At 63.6% G+C, this 21,648-nt stretch carries 18 protein-coding genes and 5 tRNA genes; 3 read left to right on the top strand and 20 right to left on the bottom strand.

Going from position 1 to position 21,648, the window contains the following annotated elements; genetic code table 11:
- Positions 1–23 precede the first annotated feature (23 nt).
- The 20 genes from rpoB to ABQU90_RS01230 form a co-directional block, all read right to left on the bottom strand.
- A complete protein-coding gene (gene rpoB, locus ABQU90_RS01325; RefSeq protein ID WP_323521767.1) occupies positions 24–4,175 on the bottom strand; it encodes a DNA-directed RNA polymerase subunit beta in 4,152 nt (1,383 codons plus the stop codon).
- A gap of 298 nt (positions 4,176–4,473) precedes the next feature.
- Positions 4,474–4,839 (bottom strand): 50S ribosomal protein L7/L12, encoded by a 366-nt coding sequence (rplL, locus tag ABQU90_RS01320; RefSeq protein ID WP_055846628.1) that lies wholly within the window; start codon positions 4,837–4,839, stop codon positions 4,474–4,476.
- A 55-nt stretch (positions 4,840–4,894) separates the two neighbouring features.
- Positions 4,895–5,428, bottom strand: a complete 534-nt coding sequence (gene rplJ / locus ABQU90_RS01315; protein WP_055846625.1) for a 50S ribosomal protein L10 — start codon at positions 5,426–5,428, stop codon at positions 4,895–4,897.
- A gap of 546 nt (positions 5,429–5,974) precedes the next feature.
- Positions 5,975–6,673, bottom strand: coding sequence for a 50S ribosomal protein L1 (gene rplA, locus ABQU90_RS01310; protein WP_055846624.1), 699 nt, complete (start codon positions 6,671–6,673; stop codon positions 5,975–5,977).
- Positions 6,674–6,676: 3 nt separating this feature from the next.
- Positions 6,677–7,105, bottom strand: a complete 429-nt coding sequence (rplK, locus tag ABQU90_RS01305; protein WP_055846621.1) for a 50S ribosomal protein L11 — start codon at positions 7,103–7,105, stop codon at positions 6,677–6,679.
- A 197-nt stretch (positions 7,106–7,302) separates the two neighbouring features.
- Positions 7,303–7,860: a transcription termination/antitermination protein NusG gene (gene nusG, locus ABQU90_RS01300; protein WP_005993332.1), complete on the bottom strand. Its 558-nt coding sequence runs from the start codon at positions 7,858–7,860 to the stop codon at positions 7,303–7,305.
- 13 nt (positions 7,861–7,873) lie between these two features.
- Positions 7,874–8,284 (bottom strand): preprotein translocase subunit SecE, encoded by a 411-nt coding sequence (secE, locus tag ABQU90_RS01295; RefSeq protein ID WP_055846620.1) that lies wholly within the window; start codon positions 8,282–8,284, stop codon positions 7,874–7,876.
- Positions 8,285–8,333: 49 nt separating this feature from the next.
- Positions 8,334–8,409: transfer RNA gene (locus ABQU90_RS01290), tRNA-Trp, on the bottom strand.
- Between the two features lie 108 nt (positions 8,410–8,517).
- Positions 8,518–9,708 (bottom strand): elongation factor Tu, encoded by a 1,191-nt coding sequence (gene tuf, locus ABQU90_RS01285; RefSeq protein ID WP_115527199.1) that lies wholly within the window; start codon positions 9,706–9,708, stop codon positions 8,518–8,520.
- A gap of 46 nt (positions 9,709–9,754) precedes the next feature.
- Positions 9,755–9,830: transfer RNA gene (locus ABQU90_RS01280), tRNA-Thr, on the bottom strand.
- Positions 9,831–9,863: 33 nt separating this feature from the next.
- Positions 9,864–9,937, bottom strand: a tRNA-Gly gene (locus ABQU90_RS01275).
- Between the two features lie 29 nt (positions 9,938–9,966).
- Positions 9,967–10,052 (bottom strand) — tRNA-Tyr (locus ABQU90_RS01270).
- 153 nt (positions 10,053–10,205) lie between these two features.
- Positions 10,206–11,297, bottom strand: a complete 1,092-nt coding sequence (gene ychF, locus ABQU90_RS01265) for a redox-regulated ATPase YchF (protein ID WP_323521766.1) — start codon at positions 11,295–11,297, stop codon at positions 10,206–10,208.
- Between the two features lie 71 nt (positions 11,298–11,368).
- Positions 11,369–11,953 (bottom strand): aminoacyl-tRNA hydrolase, encoded by a 585-nt coding sequence (gene pth / locus ABQU90_RS01260; RefSeq protein ID WP_115527197.1) that lies wholly within the window; start codon positions 11,951–11,953, stop codon positions 11,369–11,371.
- 50 nt (positions 11,954–12,003) lie between these two features.
- On the bottom strand, positions 12,004–12,639 hold the full coding sequence (locus tag ABQU90_RS01255; RefSeq protein ID WP_023902813.1) for a 50S ribosomal protein L25/general stress protein Ctc: 636 nt from the start codon (positions 12,637–12,639) through the stop codon (positions 12,004–12,006).
- A gap of 109 nt (positions 12,640–12,748) precedes the next feature.
- A complete protein-coding gene (locus ABQU90_RS01250) occupies positions 12,749–13,708 on the bottom strand; it encodes a ribose-phosphate diphosphokinase (protein WP_055851346.1) in 960 nt (319 codons plus the stop codon).
- A 160-nt stretch (positions 13,709–13,868) separates the two neighbouring features.
- Positions 13,869–13,945: transfer RNA gene (locus ABQU90_RS01245), tRNA-Gln, on the bottom strand.
- Positions 13,946–13,948: 3 nt separating this feature from the next.
- Positions 13,949–14,833, bottom strand: a complete 885-nt coding sequence (ispE, locus tag ABQU90_RS01240; RefSeq protein WP_323521765.1) for a 4-(cytidine 5'-diphospho)-2-C-methyl-D-erythritol kinase — start codon at positions 14,831–14,833, stop codon at positions 13,949–13,951.
- Positions 14,815–15,468 (bottom strand): lipoprotein insertase outer membrane protein LolB, encoded by a 654-nt coding sequence (gene lolB / locus ABQU90_RS01235; protein ID WP_323521764.1) that lies wholly within the window; start codon positions 15,466–15,468, stop codon positions 14,815–14,817. Before lolB ends, ispE begins: the two co-directional genes overlap by 19 nt.
- A complete protein-coding gene (locus ABQU90_RS01230; RefSeq protein WP_323521763.1) occupies positions 15,465–17,153 on the bottom strand; it encodes a tetratricopeptide repeat protein in 1,689 nt (562 codons plus the stop codon). Before ABQU90_RS01230 ends, lolB begins: the two co-directional genes overlap by 4 nt.
- A gap of 65 nt (positions 17,154–17,218) precedes the next feature.
- Here ABQU90_RS01230 and hemA point away from each other — a divergent pair, with 65 nt between their 5' ends.
- Genes hemA through ABQU90_RS01215 form a run of 3 tightly spaced genes read left to right on the top strand, consistent with a single transcriptional unit; the run spans position 17,219 to position 21,283 of the window.
- Positions 17,219–18,517 carry a glutamyl-tRNA reductase gene (gene hemA, locus ABQU90_RS01225; RefSeq protein WP_055851334.1) on the top strand — a complete coding sequence of 433 codons (1,299 nt, stop codon included), beginning with the start codon at positions 17,219–17,221 and terminating at the stop codon, positions 18,515–18,517.
- Positions 18,495–19,580, top strand: coding sequence for a peptide chain release factor 1 (gene prfA / locus ABQU90_RS01220; protein WP_055851331.1), 1,086 nt, complete (start codon positions 18,495–18,497; stop codon positions 19,578–19,580). Before hemA ends, prfA begins: the two co-directional genes overlap by 23 nt.
- Entirely contained in the window at positions 19,577–21,283 is a 1,707-nt protein-coding gene (locus ABQU90_RS01215) for an O-linked N-acetylglucosamine transferase, SPINDLY family protein (RefSeq protein ID WP_323521762.1), read from the top strand. The genes prfA and ABQU90_RS01215 overlap by 4 nt, the downstream gene beginning before the upstream one ends.
- Positions 21,284–21,648 lie beyond the last annotated feature (365 nt).

The raw sequence follows: 21,648 nt of genomic DNA, 5'->3' as shown, positions 1-21,648 counted from the left end.
TACGGCGCCTGGATCCAGCTCGATCACTCTTCCAGTTCCATGTTGATCGCCAGCGAGCGGATTTCCTTCACCAACACGTTGAAGGACTCCGGCATGCCCGCGACCATCTCGTGCTCACCATCGACGATGTTCTTGTACATCTGGTTACGGCCCTGCACGTCGTCGGACTTCACCGTCAGCATTTCCTGCAGGGTGTAGGCCGCGCCGTAGGCTTCCAGCGCCCAGACTTCCATTTCGCCGAAGCGCTGACCACCGAACTGCGCCTTGCCGCCCAGCGGCTGCTGGGTCACGAGCGAGTACGGGCCGGTCGAACGGGCATGCATCTTGTCGTCGACCAAGTGGTTCAACTTCAGGTAATGCATGTAGCCGACCGTGGTCTTGCGATCGAACGCTTCGCCGGTGCGACCGTCGTACAGCTGGGTCTGACCGCTCTGCGGCAGTTCGGCCAGTTCCAGCATGCGCTTGATTTCCGCTTCGCTGGCGCCGTCGAACACCGGGGTGGCCATCGGCACGCCGTCGATCAGGTTCTTGCCCAGGTTGAGCAGTTCCTCATCGCTGAACTGCGACAGATCCACACGCTGCGCATTGATCGCGCTGTCGTGGTTGTAGATGTCGTCCAGGAACTTGCGCAGCTCGCTGACCGCGGTCTGCGCTTCCAGCATGCGCTGGATCTTGCGACCCAGGCCCTTGGCGGCCCAGCCCAGATGCACTTCCAGAATCTGGCCGATGTTCATACGCGACGGCACGCCGAGCGGGTTCAGCACGATGTCCACCGGCTCGCCGGTCGCCATGTACGGCATGTCTTCGACCGGCACGACGTTGGAGACCACACCCTTGTTGCCGTGGCGGCCTGCCATCTTGTCGCCCGGCTGGATGCGGCGCTTCACCGCCAGGAACACCTTGACCATCTTCAGCACGCCCGGTGCGAGGTCGTCGCCCTGGGTGATCTTGCCGCGCTTGTCGGCAAAGCGTGCTTCGAATTCCTTCTCGTGCGCCTGGATCTGCTTCTGCGCGCGTTCGATGGCGTCGGCAGCGTCTTCGTCCTTCATGCGCAGCTGGAACCAATCGGACTTCTTCAGCCCGTCCAGATACGCGTCGGTGACGTTGTCGCCCTTCTTCAGGTTCGGGCCGCCATTGGCGACTTTGCCCACGATCTGCGAGCGCAGACGTGCGTAGATGGCCGCTTCCAGGATGCGGAACTGGTCGTCGAAGTCCTTCTTGACGCGCTTGATCTCGGATTCTTCGATCTGGCGCGCACGCTTGTCCTTCTCGATGCCGTCGCGAGTGAAGACCTGCACGTCGATGACGGTGCCGTCCATGCCCGGGGGCACGCGCAGCGAGCTGTCCTTCACGTCGGACGCCTTCTCACCGAAGATCGCACGCAGCAGTTTTTCTTCCGGGGTCAGCTGGCTTTCGCCCTTCGGCGTGACCTTGCCGACCATGATGTCGCCAGCGCGCACTTCTGCACCGATGTACACCACGCCGCTTTCGTCCAGACGGTTCAAAGCCTGCTCGGACACGTTCGGGATGTCGGCGGAAATTTCCTCCGGCCCCAGCTTGGTGTCGCGTGCAACGCAGGTCAGTTCTTCGATGTGGATCGTGGTGTAACGATCCTCTTCCACCACGCGCTCGGAGAGCAGGATGGAGTCTTCGAAGTTGTAGCCGTTCCACGGCATGAAGGCGATCAGCATGTTCTGACCCAGCGCCAGCTCACCGATGTCGGTGGACGGGCCGTCGGCCAGCACGTCGCCGCGCGCGATCACGTCGCCCACATTCACCAGCGGACGCTGGTTGATGCAGGTGTTCTGGTTGGAGCGGGTGTACTTGATCAGGTTGTAGATATCCACGCCGGCATCGGTGCCGCCGCCAATTTCTGCCTCGTTGACCTTGACCACGATGCGGGCCGCATCGATCTGCTCGATCACGCCACCACGCAGCGCGTTGACGGTCACGCCCGAGTCGCGCGCAACCGCACGCTCGATGCCGGTACCGACCAGCGGCTTCTGCGAACGCAACGTCGGCACGGCCTGGCGCTGCATGTTGGCGCCCATCAGTGCGCGGTTCGCGTCATCGTGTTCCAGGAACGGCACCAGCGCCGCTGCGACCGACACGGTCTGCATCGGCGAGACGTCCATGAAATGGACTTCTGCCGGCGGCTTGAGCAGCGACTCACCCTGGAACCGGCACGGCACGAACTGCTCGGTGAGCATGTTCTTGACGTCGGTCAGCGCGTTCGCCTGGGCGATCACGTACTCGTTTTCTTCGATCGCCGACAGGTATTCGACGTCGTCGGACACCTTGCCGTCCAGCACCTTCCGGTACGGCGTTTCGAGGAAGCCGTACTGATTGGTGCGGGCGAACACGGCCAGCGAGTTGATCAGGCCGATGTTCGGGCCTTCCGGCGTTTCGATGGTGCAGACGCGGCCGTAATGGGTCGGATGCACGTCGCGCACTTCGAAGCCTGCACGCTCGCGGGTCAGACCGCCCGGGCCCAGTGCGGAGACGCGACGCTTGTGCGTCACTTCCGACAGCGGGTTGTTCTGGTCCATGAACTGCGACAGCTGCGAGGAACCGAAGAATTCCTTGATCGCGGCGGCCACCGGCTTGGCGTTGATCAATTCCTGCGGGGTCAGACCTTCCGACTCCGCCATCGACAGACGCTCCTTGACCGCGCGCTCGACGCGGACCAGGCCCACGCGGAACACGTTCTCAGCCATTTCGCCGACCGAACGCACGCGACGGTTGCCCAGGTGATCGATGTCATCGACCACGCCGCGACCGTTGCGGATTTCGGTGAGCACCTTGATCACTTCCAGAATGTCGGACGTGTCGGTGTGCTCGGCGACCAGACGCTTGGATTCTTCGTCGTTACGCTCGGCAAAATACTTCTTGTCGTACAGCACCGACTCGCCCAGCACTTCCTTGCGGCCGACGCGACGGTTGAACTTCATGCGGCCGACCGTGGACAGGTCGTAGCGCTCGAAGGTGAAGAACAGGTTGTGGAACAGGTTCTGCGCGGCTTCCTTGGTGGGCGGCTCGCCCGGACGCATCATGCGGTAGATTTCGACCAGCGCTTCGAGCTGCGTCTTGGTCGGATCGATGCGCAAGGTGTTGGACAGGTACGGACCGCGATCCAGATCGTTCACCCAAAGGGTGCCGACCGCATCGACGCCGGCCTTACGGAAGGCAGCCAACTGGTCTTCGCTGATTTCGTCGTTGGCATTGGCCAGCAGTTCGCCGGTCGAACCATCGACCACGTCGTGCGACAGGATGCGGCCGACCAAATAGTCGTCCGGCACGGCCAGCGCGGCAACGCCGGCGGCTTCCAGCTGCTTGACGTGACGGGCGGTGATGCGCTTGCCCGCTTCCACGATGACTTTGTCGCCATCGGCCAGGTCGAAGTTCAGCGTTTCACCACGCAGACGCTCCGGCACCAGCTCCAGCTGCACGCCTTCGTCCGGATTGATGTGGAACGTGTTGATCTCGAAGAACTCGGCCAACATCTCTTCGTTGTTATAGCCAAGCGCGCGCAACAGGATCGACACCGGCAGCTTGCGGCGACGGTCGATACGGGTGAACAGTGCGTCCTTCGGGTCGAACTCGAAGTCCAGCCAGGAACCGCGGTACGGAATGATGCGGGCGCTGTACAGCAGCTTGCCCGAGCTGTGGGTCTTGCCACGGTCGTGGTCGAAGAACACGCCCGGCGAGCGGTGCAGCTGCGACACGATCACGCGCTCGGTGCCGTTGACGATGAAGGTACCGTTGCCGGTCATCAGCGGGATTTCGCCGAGATAGACCTCCTGCTCCTTCACGTACTTGATGGCCTTGGTCGACGACTCACGGTCGTAGATCACCAGACGCACGGTCACGCGCAGCGGCGCGCCATAGCTCATGCCGCGCTGACGGCATTCGCGCTCGTCAAACACCGGCTGACCCAGCTTGTAGCCCACGTACTCGAGCGCAGCGTTGCCGCTGTAGCTGGAGATCGGGAACACCGACTTCAGAGCAGCATGCAGACCGAGGTCTTTGCGCTTGATCGGCTCCACATCTTCCTGCAGGAATTCGCGATAGGAATCCACCTGGATGGCAAGCAGAAACGGCACTTCGAGAATCGAGCGCTGCTTACCGAAATCCTTGCGGATACGCTTTTTTTCGGTGAACGAATAAGACGTCATGAGGTCTTCACCCTAGGCTGCGGGGGCCGCGTCGCGGCGGCCCTGAAATAACAAAATTGTCAGTTGGAAGTCGCTGGTATTGCCGGCACCAGCACGCCTTCTCTTGCTACTTCCAACTACCAACTCGGTGAGGCCGGGAATCGGGAGTGGAGATGCGGGGTTCGGAAAAGCACAACCTTGCAGTTGCAGATCTCCAACTCCCATTCCCGACTCACGTCCGAAACGGCCAAAGGCCGGGGGCTTTGGGCCCCCAGCCTTCAGTGCATCACCGTAAAACGCTGGCGATGCAAGATGCTGCTTACTTGACTTCGACGGTCGCGCCGGCTTCGGTCAATTCCTTCTTGATCTTCTCGGCTTCGTCCTTGGACGCGCCTTCCTTCAGGATGCCACCGGCTTCGGTCAGATCCTTGGCTTCCTTCAGACCCAGGCCGGTCACGGCACGGACGGCCTTAATGACGCCGACCTTATTGGTGCCGCAGTTGACCAGCACCACGTTGAACTCGGTCTGCTCTTCGACCACAGCAGCCGGACCAGCTGCAGCGGCAGCGACCGGAGCGGCGGCGGAGACGCCGAACTTCTCTTCGATGGCCTTGACCAGCTCCATCACTTCCATCAGGGACTTCTCGGCGATGGCGTCGACGATCTGTTCGTTGGTAAGGGACATTGTGATTACCTTTTAGAAATTAATTCTGGAATGGTTTCTAGCAGACGCTAGGACATCAAGCTTCGGCAGTCTCGGCGACCGGCTCGGCGGCTTCGTCGCCACCGCCCTGCTTGTCGCCAACGGCCTTGACGGCACGGGCGAACATGGCAGCCGGTTCGGACAGCACGCGAGCCAACATGGCCAGAGCCTGGTCACGGGTCGGCAGCGAAGCCAACACGTCGACGTGGCTCGCCGGGAACAGTTCCCCGCCGATTGCCACAACCTTGGCCTGCAGCTTGTCGTTGCTCTTGGCGAATTCCTTGATCAGGCGACCGGCAGCGCCGGGCTCCTCCATCGAAAACGCATACACCAAAGGACCGACCAGCTTGTCAGACGCGACAGCAAATTCGGTACCTTCGACGGCGCGCACAGCCAGGGTGTTCTTGACAACTTTCAAGAACACACCGGTTTCGCGGGCCTGCTTGCGCATCGCGGTCATCTGGGAGACCGTGGTGCCAGCGTATTCGGCGGCGATCAGGGAGTGGGCCTTGGCGGCGATGTCTGCCAGCTCGGCGACTACTTCTTGCTTCTGGGACAGATTGAGAGCCATTGCACTCCTCCGTTAAAGCTGGGACGCGAGATTTGCGATTCGGGATTCGCCCAAGGCCATGCAGCAGCCCTGAAAATCCCCAATGCCAACCCTTTCATCCCCGCTTCAAACTACTCCGCTCGCGGCTCCTGCCGGTTGCGGTCCAGGGCAGCTTCCATCCTGGAAGCCGGGAACATCGACCGATGTTCCTTTGGTGGCCGTTCTAGACCTGGAGTGGACTCGATCCGGGATGTCCCAGACGCGCGTAAACCAGAAAACTCCAGAAGGGCGACACCATCTACGCCGGCCAGTTCGAAACGAACCAATTAAGCGATCCCGCTGCATCGACGGCGACTCCATGCCAGTGCGAGCATCCCTGCCCGTCGTCGATCTGCGCTGACCGCGCCTGCGGTCTTTGACGGCTACCGCCGGACATGCCGGCGATCGCCTTCAAAATGTCCGTTACCCCAAAGGAGGGAACGGACTCCCAGCACACGGTTACCCGGGCCGGAAAAACAATGCAGTACTGCACAAACACGTCAGGCGCATGACGCCCGACGGATTCGATTACTTCAGCGACAGACTCGACTGATCAACCGTCACGCCCGGACCCATGGTCGAGCTGACCGATACCTTCTGCAGGTAGGTCCCCTTCGAGGTGGCCGGCTTGGCCTTGATCAGGTCCAGCAGCAGCGCCTGCAGGTTCGACTTCAGCGCTTCGTCGTCGAAGCTGGCCTTGCCGATCGTGCAGTGAATGATGCCGGCCTTGTCGGTGCGGTAACGCACCTGGCCCGACTTGGCGTTCTTGACCGCTTCGCCCGGATTCGCCGACACGGTGCCGACCTTCGGATTCGGCATCAGACCGCGCGGACCCAGCAGGGTGCCGAGCTTACCGACAACGCGCATGGCATCCGGGGTCGCGATGACCACGTCATAGTTCAGATCGCCGGCCTGCATCTTCTCGGCCAGGTCGTCCATGCCCACTGCCTCGGCGCCTGCAGCCAGGGCTTCGTCAGCCTTGGCGCCCGCCGGTGCGAACACCGCAACGCGCACGCTCTTGCCGGTACCGGCCGGCAGCACGGTCGAACCGCGCACCTGCTGGTCGGACTTCTTGGCGTCCACGCCCAGGCGCACAGCAACGTCGATGGATTCGACGAACTTGGCCTTGGTGGCGGTCTTCAGGATCTTGATTGCGTCTTCGAAGGCATAGTTCTTGCCCGGGACGACAGCGGCCGCAATGGCCTTAACGCGCTTGTTCTGTGCCATGTCTTAGCCCTCCACCGTCAAACCCATGCTGCGGGCAGTACCCGCAATCGTGCGAACTGCCGCTTCGAGCTCGGCTGCCGTCAGATCGGCTTCCTTGGTCTTGGCGATCTCTTCCAGCTGCTTGCGTGTCACCTTGCCGACCTTGTCGGTATTGGGACGCTTCGAACCGGAAGTAACACCTGCCACCTTCTTGAGCAACACGCTGGCGGGCGTGCTCTTGGTGACGAAGGTGAAGGTACGGTCGGAATACGCGGTGATGATCACTGGCGTCGGCAGACCCGGCTCCAGCTTGGAAGTCGCAGCGTTGAACGCTTTGCAGAATTCCATGATGTTCAAACCACGCTGACCCAGTGCAGGGCCGACCGGCGGTGCAGGATTGGCCTGGCCGGCCTTAACCTGCAACTTGATGTAGGAAGTAATCTTCTTAGCCATTTCGATGCTCTCCGGGTGCTAACGCCTGACAACAGGCTCCCCATCGGACCGGGAGAATCACGCGTCCCGGCGTCGCGCTGTGTACCACACGCAGATGGCTGCCATGCGGCAGCCATTATTTCCCGGCGGTCGCCAGGTCAGCGAGCCGCGCACTATAGCAGTATTTAGAGCAGGCGCCTAGCAGGCGCCCGCCCAGGTCAGCCCTTCTCGACCTGGCCGAACTCGAGCTCGACCGGCGTGGAGCGACCAAAGATGAGCACAGCGACACGCAACCGGCTCTTCTCGTAGTTGACTTCTTCGACAACGCCATTGAAGTCGTTGAACGGACCATCGGTGACGCGCACCATCTGACCCGGCTCGAACAACACCTTCGGACGCGGCTTTTCGACGCCATCCTGCACACGCTGCAGGATCGCATCGGCCTCTTCGTCGCGAATCGGCAATGGACGATCAGCCGTACCGCCGATGAAACCCATGACCTTGGAAGTTTCCTTCACCAAGTGCCAGCTTTCATTGTCGATGCGCGGAATACCGGCTTCTTCGTGGGTTTCGATCTGCACCAGCACGTAGCCGGGGAAGAACTTGCGTTCGGACCGACGCTTCTGGCCGGCGCGCATTTCAATCACTTCTTCGGTCGGCACCAGCACGTCACCAAAACGATCTTCCATTTCGGTGCGGACGATGCGATCGCGCAATGCCTGCGCAACCGATTTTTCAAAGCCTGAATAGGCGTGAACGACATACCAACGCTTCACTGCTTGATTCTCCTTAACGAGCCAGGAACCACTGCGTGAGCTTCTGGATGACGAAGTCGAAGCCGCCCAACAGCAAACTCAGAATGATCACAACAACAATCACCACCCAGGTAGTGCGAATGGCTTCCTGACGCGTCGGCCAGACCACCTTGCGCAACTCAAACCTGGATTCGGACATGAATTCGCGGGTTTCCCGGCCTTTGCCAGTCCCCAAAAACACAAATGCACCCGCCGCCAATCCGACAATGACAGCCAGCGCGCGCAACTGCGGCGTCCAAGCTCCCAACTGCGTGGCGCGCTCGGGCGCAGAAAACCAGAACCACACAAACAACCCCGCAACCACAAGGATCGCGGAGAGAACGTATTTCACAATATCAGCGCTGGCAGAAGACGCGCTTTTGGAAGGCTCGATTTTGCTATTCATCCGGCTCTAGTTACCGATCTGACCCGAGTCGCTGGGCCGGAAAGAGGAGTGGCACGCCAGGAGGGACTCGAACCCCCAACCTGCGGTTTTGGAGACCGCTGCTCTGCCAATTGAGCTACTGGCGTATGTACTCGTTTACCGCAAACCCTAAGACAACGAAGGCGGACCGATGTTCAGCCGGCCCGCCATTCGCGCAGTGTCGGCGGCCAAAGCCGCCGAACTGCAGGCATTGCTTACTTGACGATCTTGGCAACCACGCCGGCGCCGACGGTCCGGCCGCCTTCGCGAATTGCGAAACGCAGACCTTCATCCATCGCAACCGGGTTAATCAGCGTCACAACCATCTTCACGTTGTCGCCCGGCATCACCATTTCCACGCCTTCCGGCAGCTGGCAGGCGCCAGTGATGTCGGTGGTACGGAAGTAGAACTGCGGACGGTAGCCCTTGAAGAACGGGGTATGACGACCACCCTCATCCTTGGACAGCACGTAAACTTCGGCTTCAAACTCGGTATGCGGCTTGATCGAACCCGGCTTGCACAGCACCTGGCCGCGCTCGACGTCGTCACGCTTGGTGCCGCGCAGCAGCAGACCGGCGTTGTCGCCTGCCTGACCCTGGTCCAGCAGCTTGCGGAACATTTCTACGCCGGTGACGGTGGTCTTCTGCGTATCGCGGATACCGACGATTTCAATTTCGTCGCCAACCTTGATGATGCCGCGCTCGATACGACCGGTCACCACGGTGCCGCGGCCGGAGATCGAGAACACGTCTTCGACCGGCATCAGGAACGGGCGGTCCACGTCGCGGGTCGGATCCGGAATGAAGCTGTCCAGTGCATCGACCAGCTTCAGGATCGCCGGCACGCCGATTTCGCTCTGATCACCGTCCAGCGCAAGACGCGCCGAACCATGAATGATCGGGGTGTCGTCGCCCGGGAAGTCGTACTTGCTCAGCAGCTCGCGCACTTCCATTTCGACCAGCTCGAGCAGCTCGGCGTCGTCGACCATGTCAGCCTTGTTCAGGAACACCACGATGTGCGGCACGCCGACCTGACGCGACAGCAGGATGTGCTCACGGGTCTGCGGCATCGGGCCGTCAGCGGCCGAACACACCAGAATCGCGCCGTCCATCTGCGCAGCACCGGTGATCATGTTCTTGACGTAGTCGGCGTGGCCGGGGCAGTCAACGTGTGCGTAGTGACGGTTCGGGGATTCGTATTCGACGTGTGCGGTCGAGATCGTGATACCACGTGCCTTCTCTTCCGGCGCTGCGTCGATCGCGTCGTACGCCTTGAACTCACCACCGAAACGCTCAGCACCGATCTTGGTCAGCGCAGCGGTCAACGTGGTCTTGCCATGGTCAACGTGACCAATGGTGCCGACATTGACGTGCAGCTTGTTGCGCTCGAATTTAGCTTTTGCCATGGGTGCAGGTCTCGGTAATCGTTTGGAGTTTAAGACGATTGAGTAATGGTGCTCACGAAAGGAATCGAACCTTCGACCTCCTCCTTACCAAGGAGGTGCTCTACCGACTGAGCTACGTGAGCGAGTTTTGCATTATGCCATGCATTTGCGTTCAATGGAGCGGGAGACGGGAATCGAACCCGCACCATCAGCTTGGAAGGCTGAGGTTCTACCGTTGAACTACTCCCGCGCCGGGAACTGCATGCCACAACGTGAAACTGGTGGAGGGAGGTGGATTCGAACCACCGAAGGCGTAAGCCAGCAGATTTACAGTCTGCCCCCGTTGGCCGCTTGGGTATCCCTCCAGCTTTTACTACCGGACCGTTGCGCCGTGAGGCGAATCGGTTCGGGGTGAAGCAGCCCGTTATTTTGTTGTGGGACGCACCCGGTGTCAACAAAAATTTTGAACTCTTCGTCACTACTGAGTAGGCGCGACGCTCAGCGCCGCGCGCACCGGATCAGACGTTGAAACGGAAGTGCAGCACGTCGCCTTCCTGGACCCGATATTCCTTGCCTTCCAGGCGCAGACGACCCGCGTCGCGCGCGCCAGCTTCGCCGCGATACTTGATGAAATCATCGAAGCCGATCGTCTCGGCGCGAATGAAGCCCTTCTCGAAATCGGTATGGATGACCGCCGCCGCCTGCGGTGCAGTGGAGCCGGCCCTGACCGTCCACGCACGCACTTCCTTGACGCCCGCAGTGAAGTAGGCCTGCAGGCCGAGCAGCTTGTAGGCCGCGCGAATGACGCGATTCAGGCCGGGCTCGCTCAGGCCGAGATCGGCGAGGAAGGTGTCGCGGTCCTCGTCGTCGAGCTGGGACAGCTCTTCTTCGATGGCGGCCGAGACCGGCACCACTTCTGCACCTTCGGCGGCGGCATGCGCGCGCACTGCGTCCAGGTGCGGATTATTTTCAAAGCCGTCTTCGAGCACGTTGGCGATGTACAGCACCGGCTTGAGCGTCAGCAGAAACAGATCGCGCACCAGCGCCTTCTCTTCCTCGTCCAGACCCGCTGCACGGCCGGATTTACCCTCGGCCAGCGCGGCCTGCAACTTGGCCAGCACCGGCTTGCGTGCCGCTGCGTCCTTGTCGCCGCCCTTGGCACTGCGTTCGGCGCGATTGAGCGCTTTCTCCACGCTGTCCAGGTCGGCCAACGCCAGCTCGGTATCGATGGTTTCGATATCGGCGATCGGGTCGACCTTGTTGTTGACATGGATGACGTCGTCGTTCTCGAAGCAACGCACCACGTGGGTGATCGCATCGACTTCGCGAATGTGCGCCAGGAACTTGTTACCCAGCCCTTCGCCGCTCGCCGCACCGGCAACCAGGCCGGCGATATCGACGAACTCGACCGCGGTGGGAATCAACTTTTGCGGCTTGACGATCTCGGCCAGCTGGTTGAGCCGCAGATCCGGCACCGGCACGATGCCGACGTTCGGCTCGATGGTGCAGAACGGAAAATTGGCCGCAGCGATGCCCGCCTTGGTCAGCGCATTGAACAGGGTCGACTTGCCGACGTTGGGCAGGCCGACGATGCCGCATTTGATACCCATGGGTCACATCCGGGATTCGGGATTCGGGAGTGGAGATTCGTCGCCTACGGCTGCGAATCCCCACTCCCCAATCACGCGTCCCTGGCGGTATGCAGCCGCTTCATCGCTTCGTTGAAATTGCCGTCCATCGCCAGCGGCAGGACATCGATGGCCGCATCCACCGCACTACCGATCGCAGCATCGTCGTCACGCCCTGCCCGTCCCAGCACCCACGGCACCACACGGTCCTTGTGACCAGGGTGACCGATGCCGACGCGCAAGCGGTGAAATTTGCCGTGCCCGAGCAGGCGGATCGTGTCACGCAGGCCGTTCTGACCACCGTGTCCGCCGTCGAACTTGAGCCGTGCCGTGCCCGGCGCCAGATCCAGTTCGTCGTGTGCGACGAGCATCTGCTCCGGTTCGATCTTCCAGAACCGCAGGGCGGCGGTGATCGATTTGCCACTGAGATTCATGAAAGTGGCCGGCTTGAGCAGCCAGACCGGCTGTCCTGCGATATCGACCTTGGCCGTTTCGCCGAACAACTTGCTGTCCAGACCCCAACGGGCGCCACTGCGCTCGATGAGGGCATCGACGAAACGAAACCCGGCGTTGTGCCGGGTTTGCGCGTGTTCCGGACCCGGATTCCCGAGCCCGACGATCAGCCGAAGTGCAGACATGCCAGTCACCGCAGCCGATTCCCCGCGCAGGCGAGGAATCGGCCGACGGATTACTTGGTTTCTGCGCCTTCGCTGCCTTCTTCACCGGCAGCGTCTTCTTCTTCGATGCGCACGTGCTTGGCAGCAACCACGGCAACATCGTGTTCCTTGCCCAGCTTCAGCTCGGGGATTTCCACACCGGCCGGCAGCTTGATTTCGGACAAGTGGATCACGTTGCCCACTTCCAGCGCACCGAGGTCGACTTCGATGAACTCCGGCAGATCCTTCGGCAGGCAGACCACCTGGACTTCGTTGAGCTCGTGGGTCACGACCACTTCGCTCGACTTACCAGCCGGCGAAGTTGCTTCGTTGACGAAGTGCAACGGCACCGCGGCGCTGAGCTTCTCGTTGGCGCTGACGCGCTGGAAGTCGATGTGGATGATCAACTGCTTGAACGGATGGCGCTGCATGTCACGCAGCAGCACCTGCTGCACGTCGCCATTGAGGTTCAGGTCCAGGATCGACGAGTAGAACCACTCGTTCTGCTGGGCGAGCCAGATCTGCTCGTGGTTGAGCTGGATGCTGACCGGCTCGAGTTCGCCACCATAGACGATGGCCGGAATGACGCCAGCGTGACGTAGGCGGCGGCTCGCACCCTTCCCCTCGTTCGCGCGGCGCTCGACCTTGATTTCGTGAGTCTTTGCCATGTTATTTCACTACCTAGATTGGAATACCGCCTCGCGGCGATGAAGCGTCTCACCCGCGACCAGGAGAGACGTAGTACGGCACCCGGAGATCCGGGCGCCGAATGGGATATCAGTCGACGTAGAGCGAGCTGACCGATTCGCCGAAGGCGATGCGGCGGATGGTCTCTGCCAGCAGTTCGGCCACGCTCAGCTGACGAATCTTCGGGCAGGTGCGCGCCGCTTCGTTCAACGGGATCGTGTCGGTGACCACCAGCTCGTCGAGCTGCGAATTATTGATGTTGTCCACCGCCGGGCCGGACAGCACCGGGTGAGTGATATAGGCCACCACCTTGAGCGCACCGCGCTGCTTGAGCGCTGCGGCGGCCGCACACAAAGTGCCGGCGGTATCGACCAGGTCGTCGACCAGCACGCAGGTCTTGCCCTGCACGTCGCCGATGATGTTCATCACGGTGGCGACATTGGCGCGCGGACGGCGCTTGTCGATGATGGCCAGATCGGCGTCGTCCAGACGCTTGGCGACGGCGCGCGCGCGCACCACACCACCCACGTCGGGCGAGACCACGATCAGGTTGTCGGTGCCGTAGGCGCGCCAGATGTCGGCCAGCAGCAGCGGCGAGGCGTAGACGTTGTCGACCGGGACATCGAAGAAGCCCTGGATCTGGTCGGCATGCAGGTCGACCGTCAACACGCGGTCGGCCTCCATCGCGCAAATCATCTTGGCGGCGACCTTGGCGGTGATCGGCACGCGCGAGGAGCGCATGCGACGGTCCTGACGCGAATAGCCGAAGTACGGGATCACCGCAGTCACCGAGGCGGCGCTGGCGCGCTTGAGCGCGTCGATCAGCACCAGCAGCTCCATCAGGTTTTCCGCGCTCGGCGCGCAGGTCGGCTGGATGACGAACACTTCCTGCCGGCGCACGCTTTCTTCGATCTCGACCTGCACTTCGCCATCGGAAAAGCGCGTGACCAGCGCCTTGCCCATGCGAACGCCCAGCTCCTTGCAGATGCTCTGGGCAAGCGGCTTGTTGGCATTGCCGGAGAACACCAGCAGATTACGTTGGTCTTGCATGGGATCTCTCAGGCGGCGGCGATAGAGCGTGCGGGTGGGTGAAAGAGCAGACGAGCCAAGCCGTTGCCCGGCCGTTCCTCGATCTCCGCACGTGGATGTGCGGGCGTTTGCAGAAGAATCTGCGTCTACAACTCTTGCAGGGCGACCTGCATCGGTACATTGGCAGGGGCGGTAGGATTCGAACCTACGAATGCCAGGATCAAAACCTGGTGCCTTGGGCCTCTTGGCGACGCCCCTGCATCAAACCTTTGTTGCGTCCAGTGCGTCGAGCAATGGCGAGTGCGCTGCACCCTCCACCACCCACGCCCGCAGGCTGTCCGGCAATTGCGCCAAGGCCTGCTCTGCAGCAGCGCGCGTGGCGAATTCGACGAAACACCCACTCCCCGACCCGGTCAAACGTGGCGTGCCGATCTGGGACAACGCCTGGAACACGGCCTCTACGGCAGGTTCGCGGCGCCGCAGGACCGGCTCGAACGCATTGTCGAGCAGAGAACCGGAAGCGAAGTCCGCTATTTTCACGGGCGCAGCATCCCGCGTCAATTCCTGTGATTGAAATAACGCCGGCGTCGGCACGTGAACGCCCGGATCGACCAGCACATAGGCGGCGTCGGGAAGCGCAATCGGGGTGAGTTGCTCGCCCACGCCTTCGGCCCAGGCGTTGTGTCCGCGGACGAACACCGGCACGTCCGCGCCCAACTGCAGGCCCAGCGCGGCCAATGCATCGACCGGCAAGCCCAGGCGCCACAAGGCATTGAGCGCGACCAGCACGGTTGCCGCGTCCGACGAGCCGCCGCCAAATCCGCCACCGGCGGGGATGCGCTTGTCGACGCGGATCTCCGCGCCCGCCCGGGTGCCGGTAGACGATTGCAGCAGGCGTGCGGCGCGGATCACCAGGTCATCGTCTTCGGCAACGCCAGGCAAACTGTCGCCGATGCGCCGGATCAGGCCGTCGCTGCGCAAACGAAGATGAATGGTGTCCCCCCAGTCCAGCAGCCGGAACACGGTCTGCAGCAGGTGGTAGCCGTCGGCACGGCGCCCGACGATCTGCAGAAACAGGTTCAGCTTGGCCGGCGCAGGCCACGCCGACCAGCCGTCCAGCGCTGCCATCAGGGCGATACCGTCCACTGATCGACCAACAGGCGGACCTTGGCGGTGCCGTTATGGGCTTCGATGCGCTGCGGCAGCGCGGGCTGGCCGTCGCTGGCCGGCGCCCAGGCGAGAAATTCGATGGTCCAGCCATCCTGTTGCACGGTGCGTGGGCGCCCGGCAGCGTCGAGATCGACGCGCTGCGCGCCGGCATCGGCAATGCGCAGCGCGCGCACCCAGTCCGGCATCTGATTGACCGGGATGGTCCAGCCGGTCGCTTCCAGCAAGACCTGTTCGGCATCGGGGCCGCTGCGCGGACCGCCGTCCAGCCCTTCGAGCCGACCGGCGCCGGTAGTGGTATCGCCGGTAAGCACCCAGCTCTGCCGGGTCACCGGGGCACTGAGCTGCACGCGGTACTGCGGGCCGTTCTGCTGCCAGTCGATGCGCCCGCTGCCGCCGTTGCGGTCCTTGCTGATCGCCACCCGCCCCTGGAACGACCACTGTGGGTGGACCTGCAACCAGGCCTGGCGCGCAGCTTCGGCGTGACGCGCTTCATCGGAGACGCGCTCGACCACCGCCGCGCCGCCGCCCTGCCCGCGAGGCACGCTGACGCAGCCGGACAGGCCGACCAGCACCAGCCCGCTCAGGGCCAGCGCGCGTCGTGCAGCGCTCATAGCCCGAACTTTTCCACGGCGCGTTGCAGCGCGCGGTTGTCAGGATCCAGCCGGCGGGCTTCGTCGAAGTAGCGCCGCGCCTCGTCCTGCTTGCCGCTGACCCACAGCACCTCGCCCACGTGCGCGGCGATTTCCGGGTCCTTGACCAGCGCCCAGGCGCGGCGCAGCTGCACCAGCGCTTCCTTGGTGCGGCCCATGCGATACAGCACCCAGCCATAGCTGTCGACGATGGCCGGGTTGTCCGGGTCGGCGGTGCGGGCGCGATCGATCAGCGCCAGCGCTTCCTTGTAGCGGGTGGTGCGGTCGGCCAGGGTGTAGCCCAACGCGTTCAAGGCCGCCACGCTTTCCGGCTCGGCGACCAGGATCTTGCGCAGGTCGGCCTCGGCGCGCGCCACGTCGTCGCGACGCTCCCAGGCCAAGCCGCGGGCGTACAGCAGCGCGCTGTCGTCCGGATAGGCGGCCAAGCCACGTTCGAAGGCATCCAGCTCGCCCGGGGCGTCGTCGGCGCGCTGATGCAGCTCGGCTTCCAGCACATAAGCATCGCGACGGGCATCGTCGTCGGCGCTGGCATCGCCCTGCAATGCACGTACTTCGGCCAAGGCTTCGGGCTTGCGGCCCAGCTCGTATAGCGCGCTGGCGGCGCGCAAGCGCGCTTCGCTCACCTGCGGCCCGCCGGGTACGCCGCGGTACCACTCCACCGCTTCGTCGTAACGCTTGAGGAATTCGGCGATCTTGCCCAGCAGCAGGCGGCGATCCGGGTCGGGCTTGGTGGCGTTGCTCTTGAGCTCGCCATACAGCGCTTCCAACGCGGTGCGGTCCTTCTCTTTGGCGAGCATGGACGCGCGCAGCCCGTAGGTCTGGGTGTCCTGCGGGCCGGTGGACAGCACGCGCGCCGCCGCTTCGGTCTGACCCATGGCGTCGTAGGCGAAGGCCAGCGCGCCGCGCAGTTCGGAATCCTTCACTGCCTGCGGTTCGACGTTCTTCAGCAGCGCCAGCGCTTCGTCGTTCTTGCCCTCCTGCTGCAGCTGGGTGGCATGCAGCAAGGCCACGCGCGGCTCTTCGGGGAAGCGGCGCACCACTTCGTCGACGATGCGCTTGGCCAGCGCCGGGCGCTCCATGCGCAGCGCGAGCCGGCCGAATTCCTGCCACACCTCGATCTGGTTGGGGATGGCGCCGGCCTTGACCAGGTCTTCGAGCACGTCGGCCGAGGCTTCCGGCTCGCGGCCACCATTGGCCAGCGCGATCAACGCAAAGCGCCAGCCGCGCGGGTCGGGTTCTTTGAGCAGGCCGAGCAAGTCGCGGCGCGCGGTGCGCAGATCGTTGCGGCGCAGGGCCAGCGAGGCTTCGGTGCTGCGCATCGACATCGACGATGGCGCGCGGGCGCGCCACAGCGCCAGGGCTTCGATGGCACGCGGGTCGTCATTGGCCAGCATGGCGATGCGGGCGGCGCGTTCAGCCAGCCCGGCGTCGCCGGCCTCGGCCTTGGCGGCGTCCAGATAGGCGCGGGCGGCTTCGTCCAGCTGCCCGGCCTGCAAGGCGAATTCGCCGGCAAGCACAGGTTCCAGCGAGGTGGCGCCGGCACTGCTGACGGGTGGAGCGGGAGGTGCTTTTTTGGGTGCTGCCGTGGCGTTGGCGGACACTGCTACCAGCAAAAGAACACTCAGGATGCGAATCGGTACAGGCATCGGGGGCAACCGGGCCGTAAAATGGGGCCCTGAATGGCCGCCAGCTTATCGCAAGCAACTGAACAATGACGTTGTGGGTGCTCGGACTGAATCACCAGACCGCACCTGTGGACCTGCGCGAACGCGCGGCGTTCGCAGGTGACGCGTTGCCGCGCGCGCTCGAATCGTTGCGGGCCTTGCCGCAGGTGCGTGAGGCCGCGCTGCTGTCCACCTGCAACCGCACCGAGCTGTATGCGATGGCCGACGACGTGCAGGCGCTGGCCGGCTGGCTGGACGCGCATGCGCCGGGACTGAGTAGCTATCTGTACCAGCATCAGGATGCCGACGCGGTGCGCCACTTGTTCCGGGTCGCTACCGGGCTGGATTCGATGGTGCTGGGCGAGCCGCAGATCCTGGGCCAGGTGAAAGATGCCTGGGCGGTGGCGCGCGCGCATGGCGCACTGGGCAGCGGGTTGGATCGGTTGTTCCAGCAGACCTTTTCGGTAGCCAAGCGCGCGCGGACCGATACCCGTGTCGGCGCCAATCCGGTGTCGGTGGCCTCCACCGCCGTGCGCCTGGCACAGGAGTCCTTTGCCCGGCTCAACGAATCGACCGTGTTGCTGGTCGGCGCCGGCGAAACCATCGAGCTGGCCGCCAAGCACCTGAGCGAAGGCCGCGTGCGGCGCCTGTTGATCGCCAATCGCACCCTTGCGCATGCGCAGACACTGGCCAGCCAGCACGGCGGCTATGCCTTGCCGCTGACCGATCTGGAACGCCATCTGGCCGAGGCCGATGTGGTGTTTTCGGCCACCGCCGCGCGCGAGCCGGTCATCACGCGGGTGCAGGTGGAACAGGCGCTGCGCGCGCGCAAACGCAAGCCGATGCTGTTGTTCGACCTGGCGGTGCCGCGCGATATCGAAGCCTCGGTGGCCACGCTGAGCGATGCCTACCTGTACACCGTGGACGATCTGGAACGCGCGGTCGAAGACAACCGCCGCAGCCGCCGCGAAGCCGCAGACCAGGCCGAGGCGATCATCGACCTGCAGGTGGCGCGCTATGTCGAGACCGTGCAGGCCAACGCGCGCCAGGCACCGCTCAAGCGGCTGCGCGCGTTCGGCGACAGCACCCGCGACGAACTGTTGGCCAAGGCGCGTCAACAGTTGAGCAACGGCAAGCCGGCCGACGAAGTGCTGGAGCAACTGGCGCATGCGCTGACCAATCGCCTGTTGCACCCGCCGACCGCCGCGCTGCGCGATGCCGCGCTCAACAATGACCTGGAATTGACCAGCGCGGCCGACCGGCTGTTCCCGGAAAAGCCCGGTTACCCACATCCCCCTGTAGCTACCCCGATCGTGAGGACTGATGACGCCGACCCTGCGCCGTAAGCTCGAAGCGCTGGCCGAGCGCCGCGAAGAACTGCAGCACCTGTTGTCCGACCCGGACGTGGTCAACAACAACGACAAGTTCCGCAGCCTGTCGCGCGAACTGTCGCAACTGGAACCGGTGGCCGTAGCGCTGGAAGACGAGGCACGCGCCAAGGCCGACCTGAGCGCGGCCGAAGCCATGCGCAACGACCCGGAAATGCGCGAGTTGGCCGAAGAGGAAATCGCTGCGGCACAGGCGCGCCTGGACGAACTGGATGCGCAGCTGGCATTGCTGCTGGTCCCACGCGACCCGCGCGACGACGGCAACCTGTTTCTGGAAGTGCGCGCCGGTACCGGCGGCGATGAGGCGGCGATCTTTGCCGGCGATCTGTTCCGCATGTACGCACGCTATGCCGAGCGCCAGGGCTGGAAGGTCGAAATCGAATCCGACAGCCCCGGCGAACACGGCGGCTACAAAGAAGTGGTGGCACGCGTGGTCGGGCGCGGCGCGTATTCGCGGCTGAAGTTCGAATCCGGCACCCATCGCGTGCAACGCGTGCCGGCCACCGAGTCGCAGGGCCGCATCCATACCTCGGCGGCGACGGTGGCGATCATTCCCGAAGCCGACGACGTGGAAGAGATCGTGATCAATCCGGCGGATTTGAAGGTGGATACCTTCCGCTCGTCCGGCGCCGGCGGCCAGCACGTCAACAAGACCGAATCGGCCATCCGCATCACCCACGTGCCCAGCGGCGTGGTGGTGGAGTGCCAGACCGAGCGCAGCCAGCACGCCAATCGCGACAAGGCGATGAAGCGCCTGAAGGCGCAATTGGTGGAAGCCGAACGCAGCAAGGCCGCGGCCGCCGAAGCGCACACGCGCAAGTTGCAGGTGGGCAGCGGCGACCGCAGCCAGCGCATCCGCACCTACAGCTTTCCGCAGGGCCGCATCACCGACCACCGCGTGGAAGGGCTGACGCTGTACGACCTGCCCAACATCATCGAAGGCGATCTGGATGCGTTGGTGGCACGGTTGCTGCACGAGCATCAGGCCGACGAACTGGCGCGGTTGAGCGACAGCCCGTGAGTGCCAACGTCCCGCGCGAGTTGCTGCAGCTGCGCGAGGCGGTGCAGCGACAGCCCGGCGATTTCGTTGCGTGGTTGATGCTGGCCGATGCCGAGCTCGGCATGGGCGGCATCGCTGCTGGCGAGCTGGCCGTGCAACGCGCGTTGGCCCTGCATCCCGGCCACCCGGAAGCGATTGCGCGGCTTGGGCGCGTGCGTTGGGCGCAACAGCGGCATGCCGAGGCGTCACGTCTGCTGCAGCAGGCATCGGACCTGGTGCCGCAGCATCCGGGCATTGCGCTGTGGCTGGGCCATGCCTTGGAAGACGCCGATCAGCCGGAACAAGCGGCAGCGGCCTATACACGCGCGTATCACCTGCTGCCCGACGAGCCGTACATCGCCGCGCAGCTGCTCAACTGGCGACGTCGGTTATGCGATTGGCTCGGCCTGGATGCCTTGGCCACGCAGGTCCGCAACGCCGTGGCACATGGCGCGGCGGCGGTGGAGCCGTTCGCGTTCCTGAGCGAAGACGCCACTGCGGCCGAGCAACTGGCCTGTGCGCGCACGCGTGCGCAGGCGATCGCTTCAAGCCTGCAGCCACTGCCACCAGTTGCGCTACGCAGCCGCGGCGGGTTGCGCGTGGGCTTCGTATCCAATGGCTTCGGCGCACATCCCACCGGTGTGTTGACGGTGGCATTGTTCGAGGCATTGCAGCGGCGCCAACCGGAACTGCAGCTGCACCTGTTTGCGACCAGCCAGGACGACGGCAGCGCGATTCGCGCGCGCCTGACGCAGGCCACGACCCTGCACGATGTCACCGCGCTTGGGCATCTGGCCACCGCGCAGCACATCCGTGCGCAGGGCATCGACGTGTTGTTCGATCTGCGCGGCTGGGGCGGTGGCGGACGCCCGGAAGTGTTCGCGCTGCGGCCGGCGCCGGTGCAGATCAATTGGCTGGCATACCCGGGCACCTCCGGTGCACCGTGGATGGATTACGTACTGGGCGACGCGTTTGCATTGCCACCGTCGTTGGGGCCGTTTTACAGCGAGCAGGTGCTGCGCTTGAACCGCGCGTTTCAGCCGTCGGATACCACGCGCACGCCTGGCGAACCGCCGTCACGCACCGCCTGTGGGATACCCGCGCAGGGCACGGTGTTTTGCTGTTTCAACAATAGCTACAAACTCAATCCTCGCAGCATGGCGCGCATGCTGGCAGTACTGCATGCGGTGCCCGGCAGCGTGCTGTGGCTGTTGTCGGGGCCGGGCCAGGCCGATGCGCGGTTGCGTGCGGCAGCACAGGCGCAGGGCGTGGATGCGCAGCGCCTGGTCTTCATGCCGAAGTTGCCTCACCCGCAGTATCTGGCACGTTACCGGCACGCGGATCTGTTTCTGGATACGCATCCTTATAACGCGCACACCACCGCCTCCGATGCGTTGTGGGCGGGTTGTCCGGTGCTGACCGCGCCCGGCGAGACGTTTGCCGCGCGGGTCGCGGGCAGCCTCAATCAGCATCTGGGGCTGGAAGAGATGAACGTGGCCGACGACGCGGCGTTTGTGGCCAAGGCGGTGGCATTGGCAAGCGATGCGGATGCGTTGGCCGATCTGCGTGCGCGGCTGGCTGAGCAACGACAGCGCAGTGGCGTTTTCGATATGGATGGGTTTGCGGACGATCTTGCAGCTCTGCTGCAGACGATGGCGCGGGAGCGTGGTTGGTTGGGGGTTTAGATGTCGGCCAAACACTGCCGGTGGACCTGCTCCCTTCTGCCGTCGGGAGAAGGTGGCGCGCAGCGCCGGATGAGGGTGCGAGCAAGCCTGCAATGCTCAGGCTGCGACCGATCGCCAATACTCGTGTCTCCGCGGATCGCTGCTGCCTTGTGCTCACCCATGTAGCAAGTGCTGCCATGCAGGCTTCGCCCGTACCCTCACCCCAACCCCTCTCCCGCAGGAGAGGGGCTTTGTTCACTGCGCGCTGAGAGTCGCAGCGCGCGTAGTGGCTGACGCTCGATAGCCCAACACTGATCGACGTCCAACATTGAACGAATCCCAGCAGTGATCGATCTCCACCGCTCGGCTTCCTTCAAATTCACACT

Source organism: Xanthomonas sp. WHRI 10207, from assembly GCF_040202975.1.
GTDB lineage: Bacteria > Pseudomonadota > Gammaproteobacteria > Xanthomonadales > Xanthomonadaceae > Xanthomonas.
This window is presented reverse-complemented; position numbering and strand designations above follow the sequence as displayed.

Bases quoted from the DNA above. Each gene is read 5' to 3' on its own strand.
- ABQU90_RS01255 (WP_023902813.1), bottom strand. From the start codon at position 12,639: ATGGCAAAGACTCACGAAATCAAGGTCGAGCGCCGCGCGAACGAGGGG.
- ABQU90_RS01230 (WP_323521763.1), bottom strand. From the start codon at position 17,153: ATGCCTGTACCGATTCGCATCCTGAGTGTTCTTTTGCTGGTAGCAGTG.
- rplK (WP_055846621.1), bottom strand. From the start codon at position 7,105: ATGGCTAAGAAGATTACTTCCTACATCAAGTTGCAGGTTAAGGCCGGC.
- ychF (WP_323521766.1), bottom strand. From the start codon at position 11,297: ATGGGTATCAAATGCGGCATCGTCGGCCTGCCCAACGTCGGCAAGTCG.
- tuf (WP_115527199.1), bottom strand. From the start codon at position 9,708: ATGGCAAAAGCTAAATTCGAGCGCAACAAGCTGCACGTCAATGTCGGC.
- rplL (WP_055846628.1), bottom strand. From the start codon at position 4,839: ATGTCCCTTACCAACGAACAGATCGTCGACGCCATCGCCGAGAAGTCC.
- rplA (WP_055846624.1), bottom strand. From the start codon at position 6,673: ATGGCACAGAACAAGCGCGTTAAGGCCATTGCGGCCGCTGTCGTCCCG.
- rplJ (WP_055846625.1), bottom strand. From the start codon at position 5,428: ATGGCTCTCAATCTGTCCCAGAAGCAAGAAGTAGTCGCCGAGCTGGCA.
- pth (WP_115527197.1), bottom strand. From the start codon at position 11,953: ATGTCTGCACTTCGGCTGATCGTCGGGCTCGGGAATCCGGGTCCGGAA.
- ABQU90_RS01250 (WP_055851346.1), bottom strand. From the start codon at position 13,708: ATGCAAGACCAACGTAATCTGCTGGTGTTCTCCGGCAATGCCAACAAG.
- lolB (WP_323521764.1), bottom strand. From the start codon at position 15,468: ATGAGCGCTGCACGACGCGCGCTGGCCCTGAGCGGGCTGGTGCTGGTC.
- rpoB (WP_323521767.1), bottom strand. From the start codon at position 4,175: ATGACGTCTTATTCGTTCACCGAAAAAAAGCGTATCCGCAAGGATTTC.
- prfA (WP_055851331.1), top strand. From the start codon at position 18,495: ATGACGCCGACCCTGCGCCGTAAGCTCGAAGCGCTGGCCGAGCGCCGC.
- hemA (WP_055851334.1), top strand. From the start codon at position 17,219: ATGACGTTGTGGGTGCTCGGACTGAATCACCAGACCGCACCTGTGGAC.
- secE (WP_055846620.1), bottom strand. From the start codon at position 8,284: ATGAATAGCAAAATCGAGCCTTCCAAAAGCGCGTCTTCTGCCAGCGCT.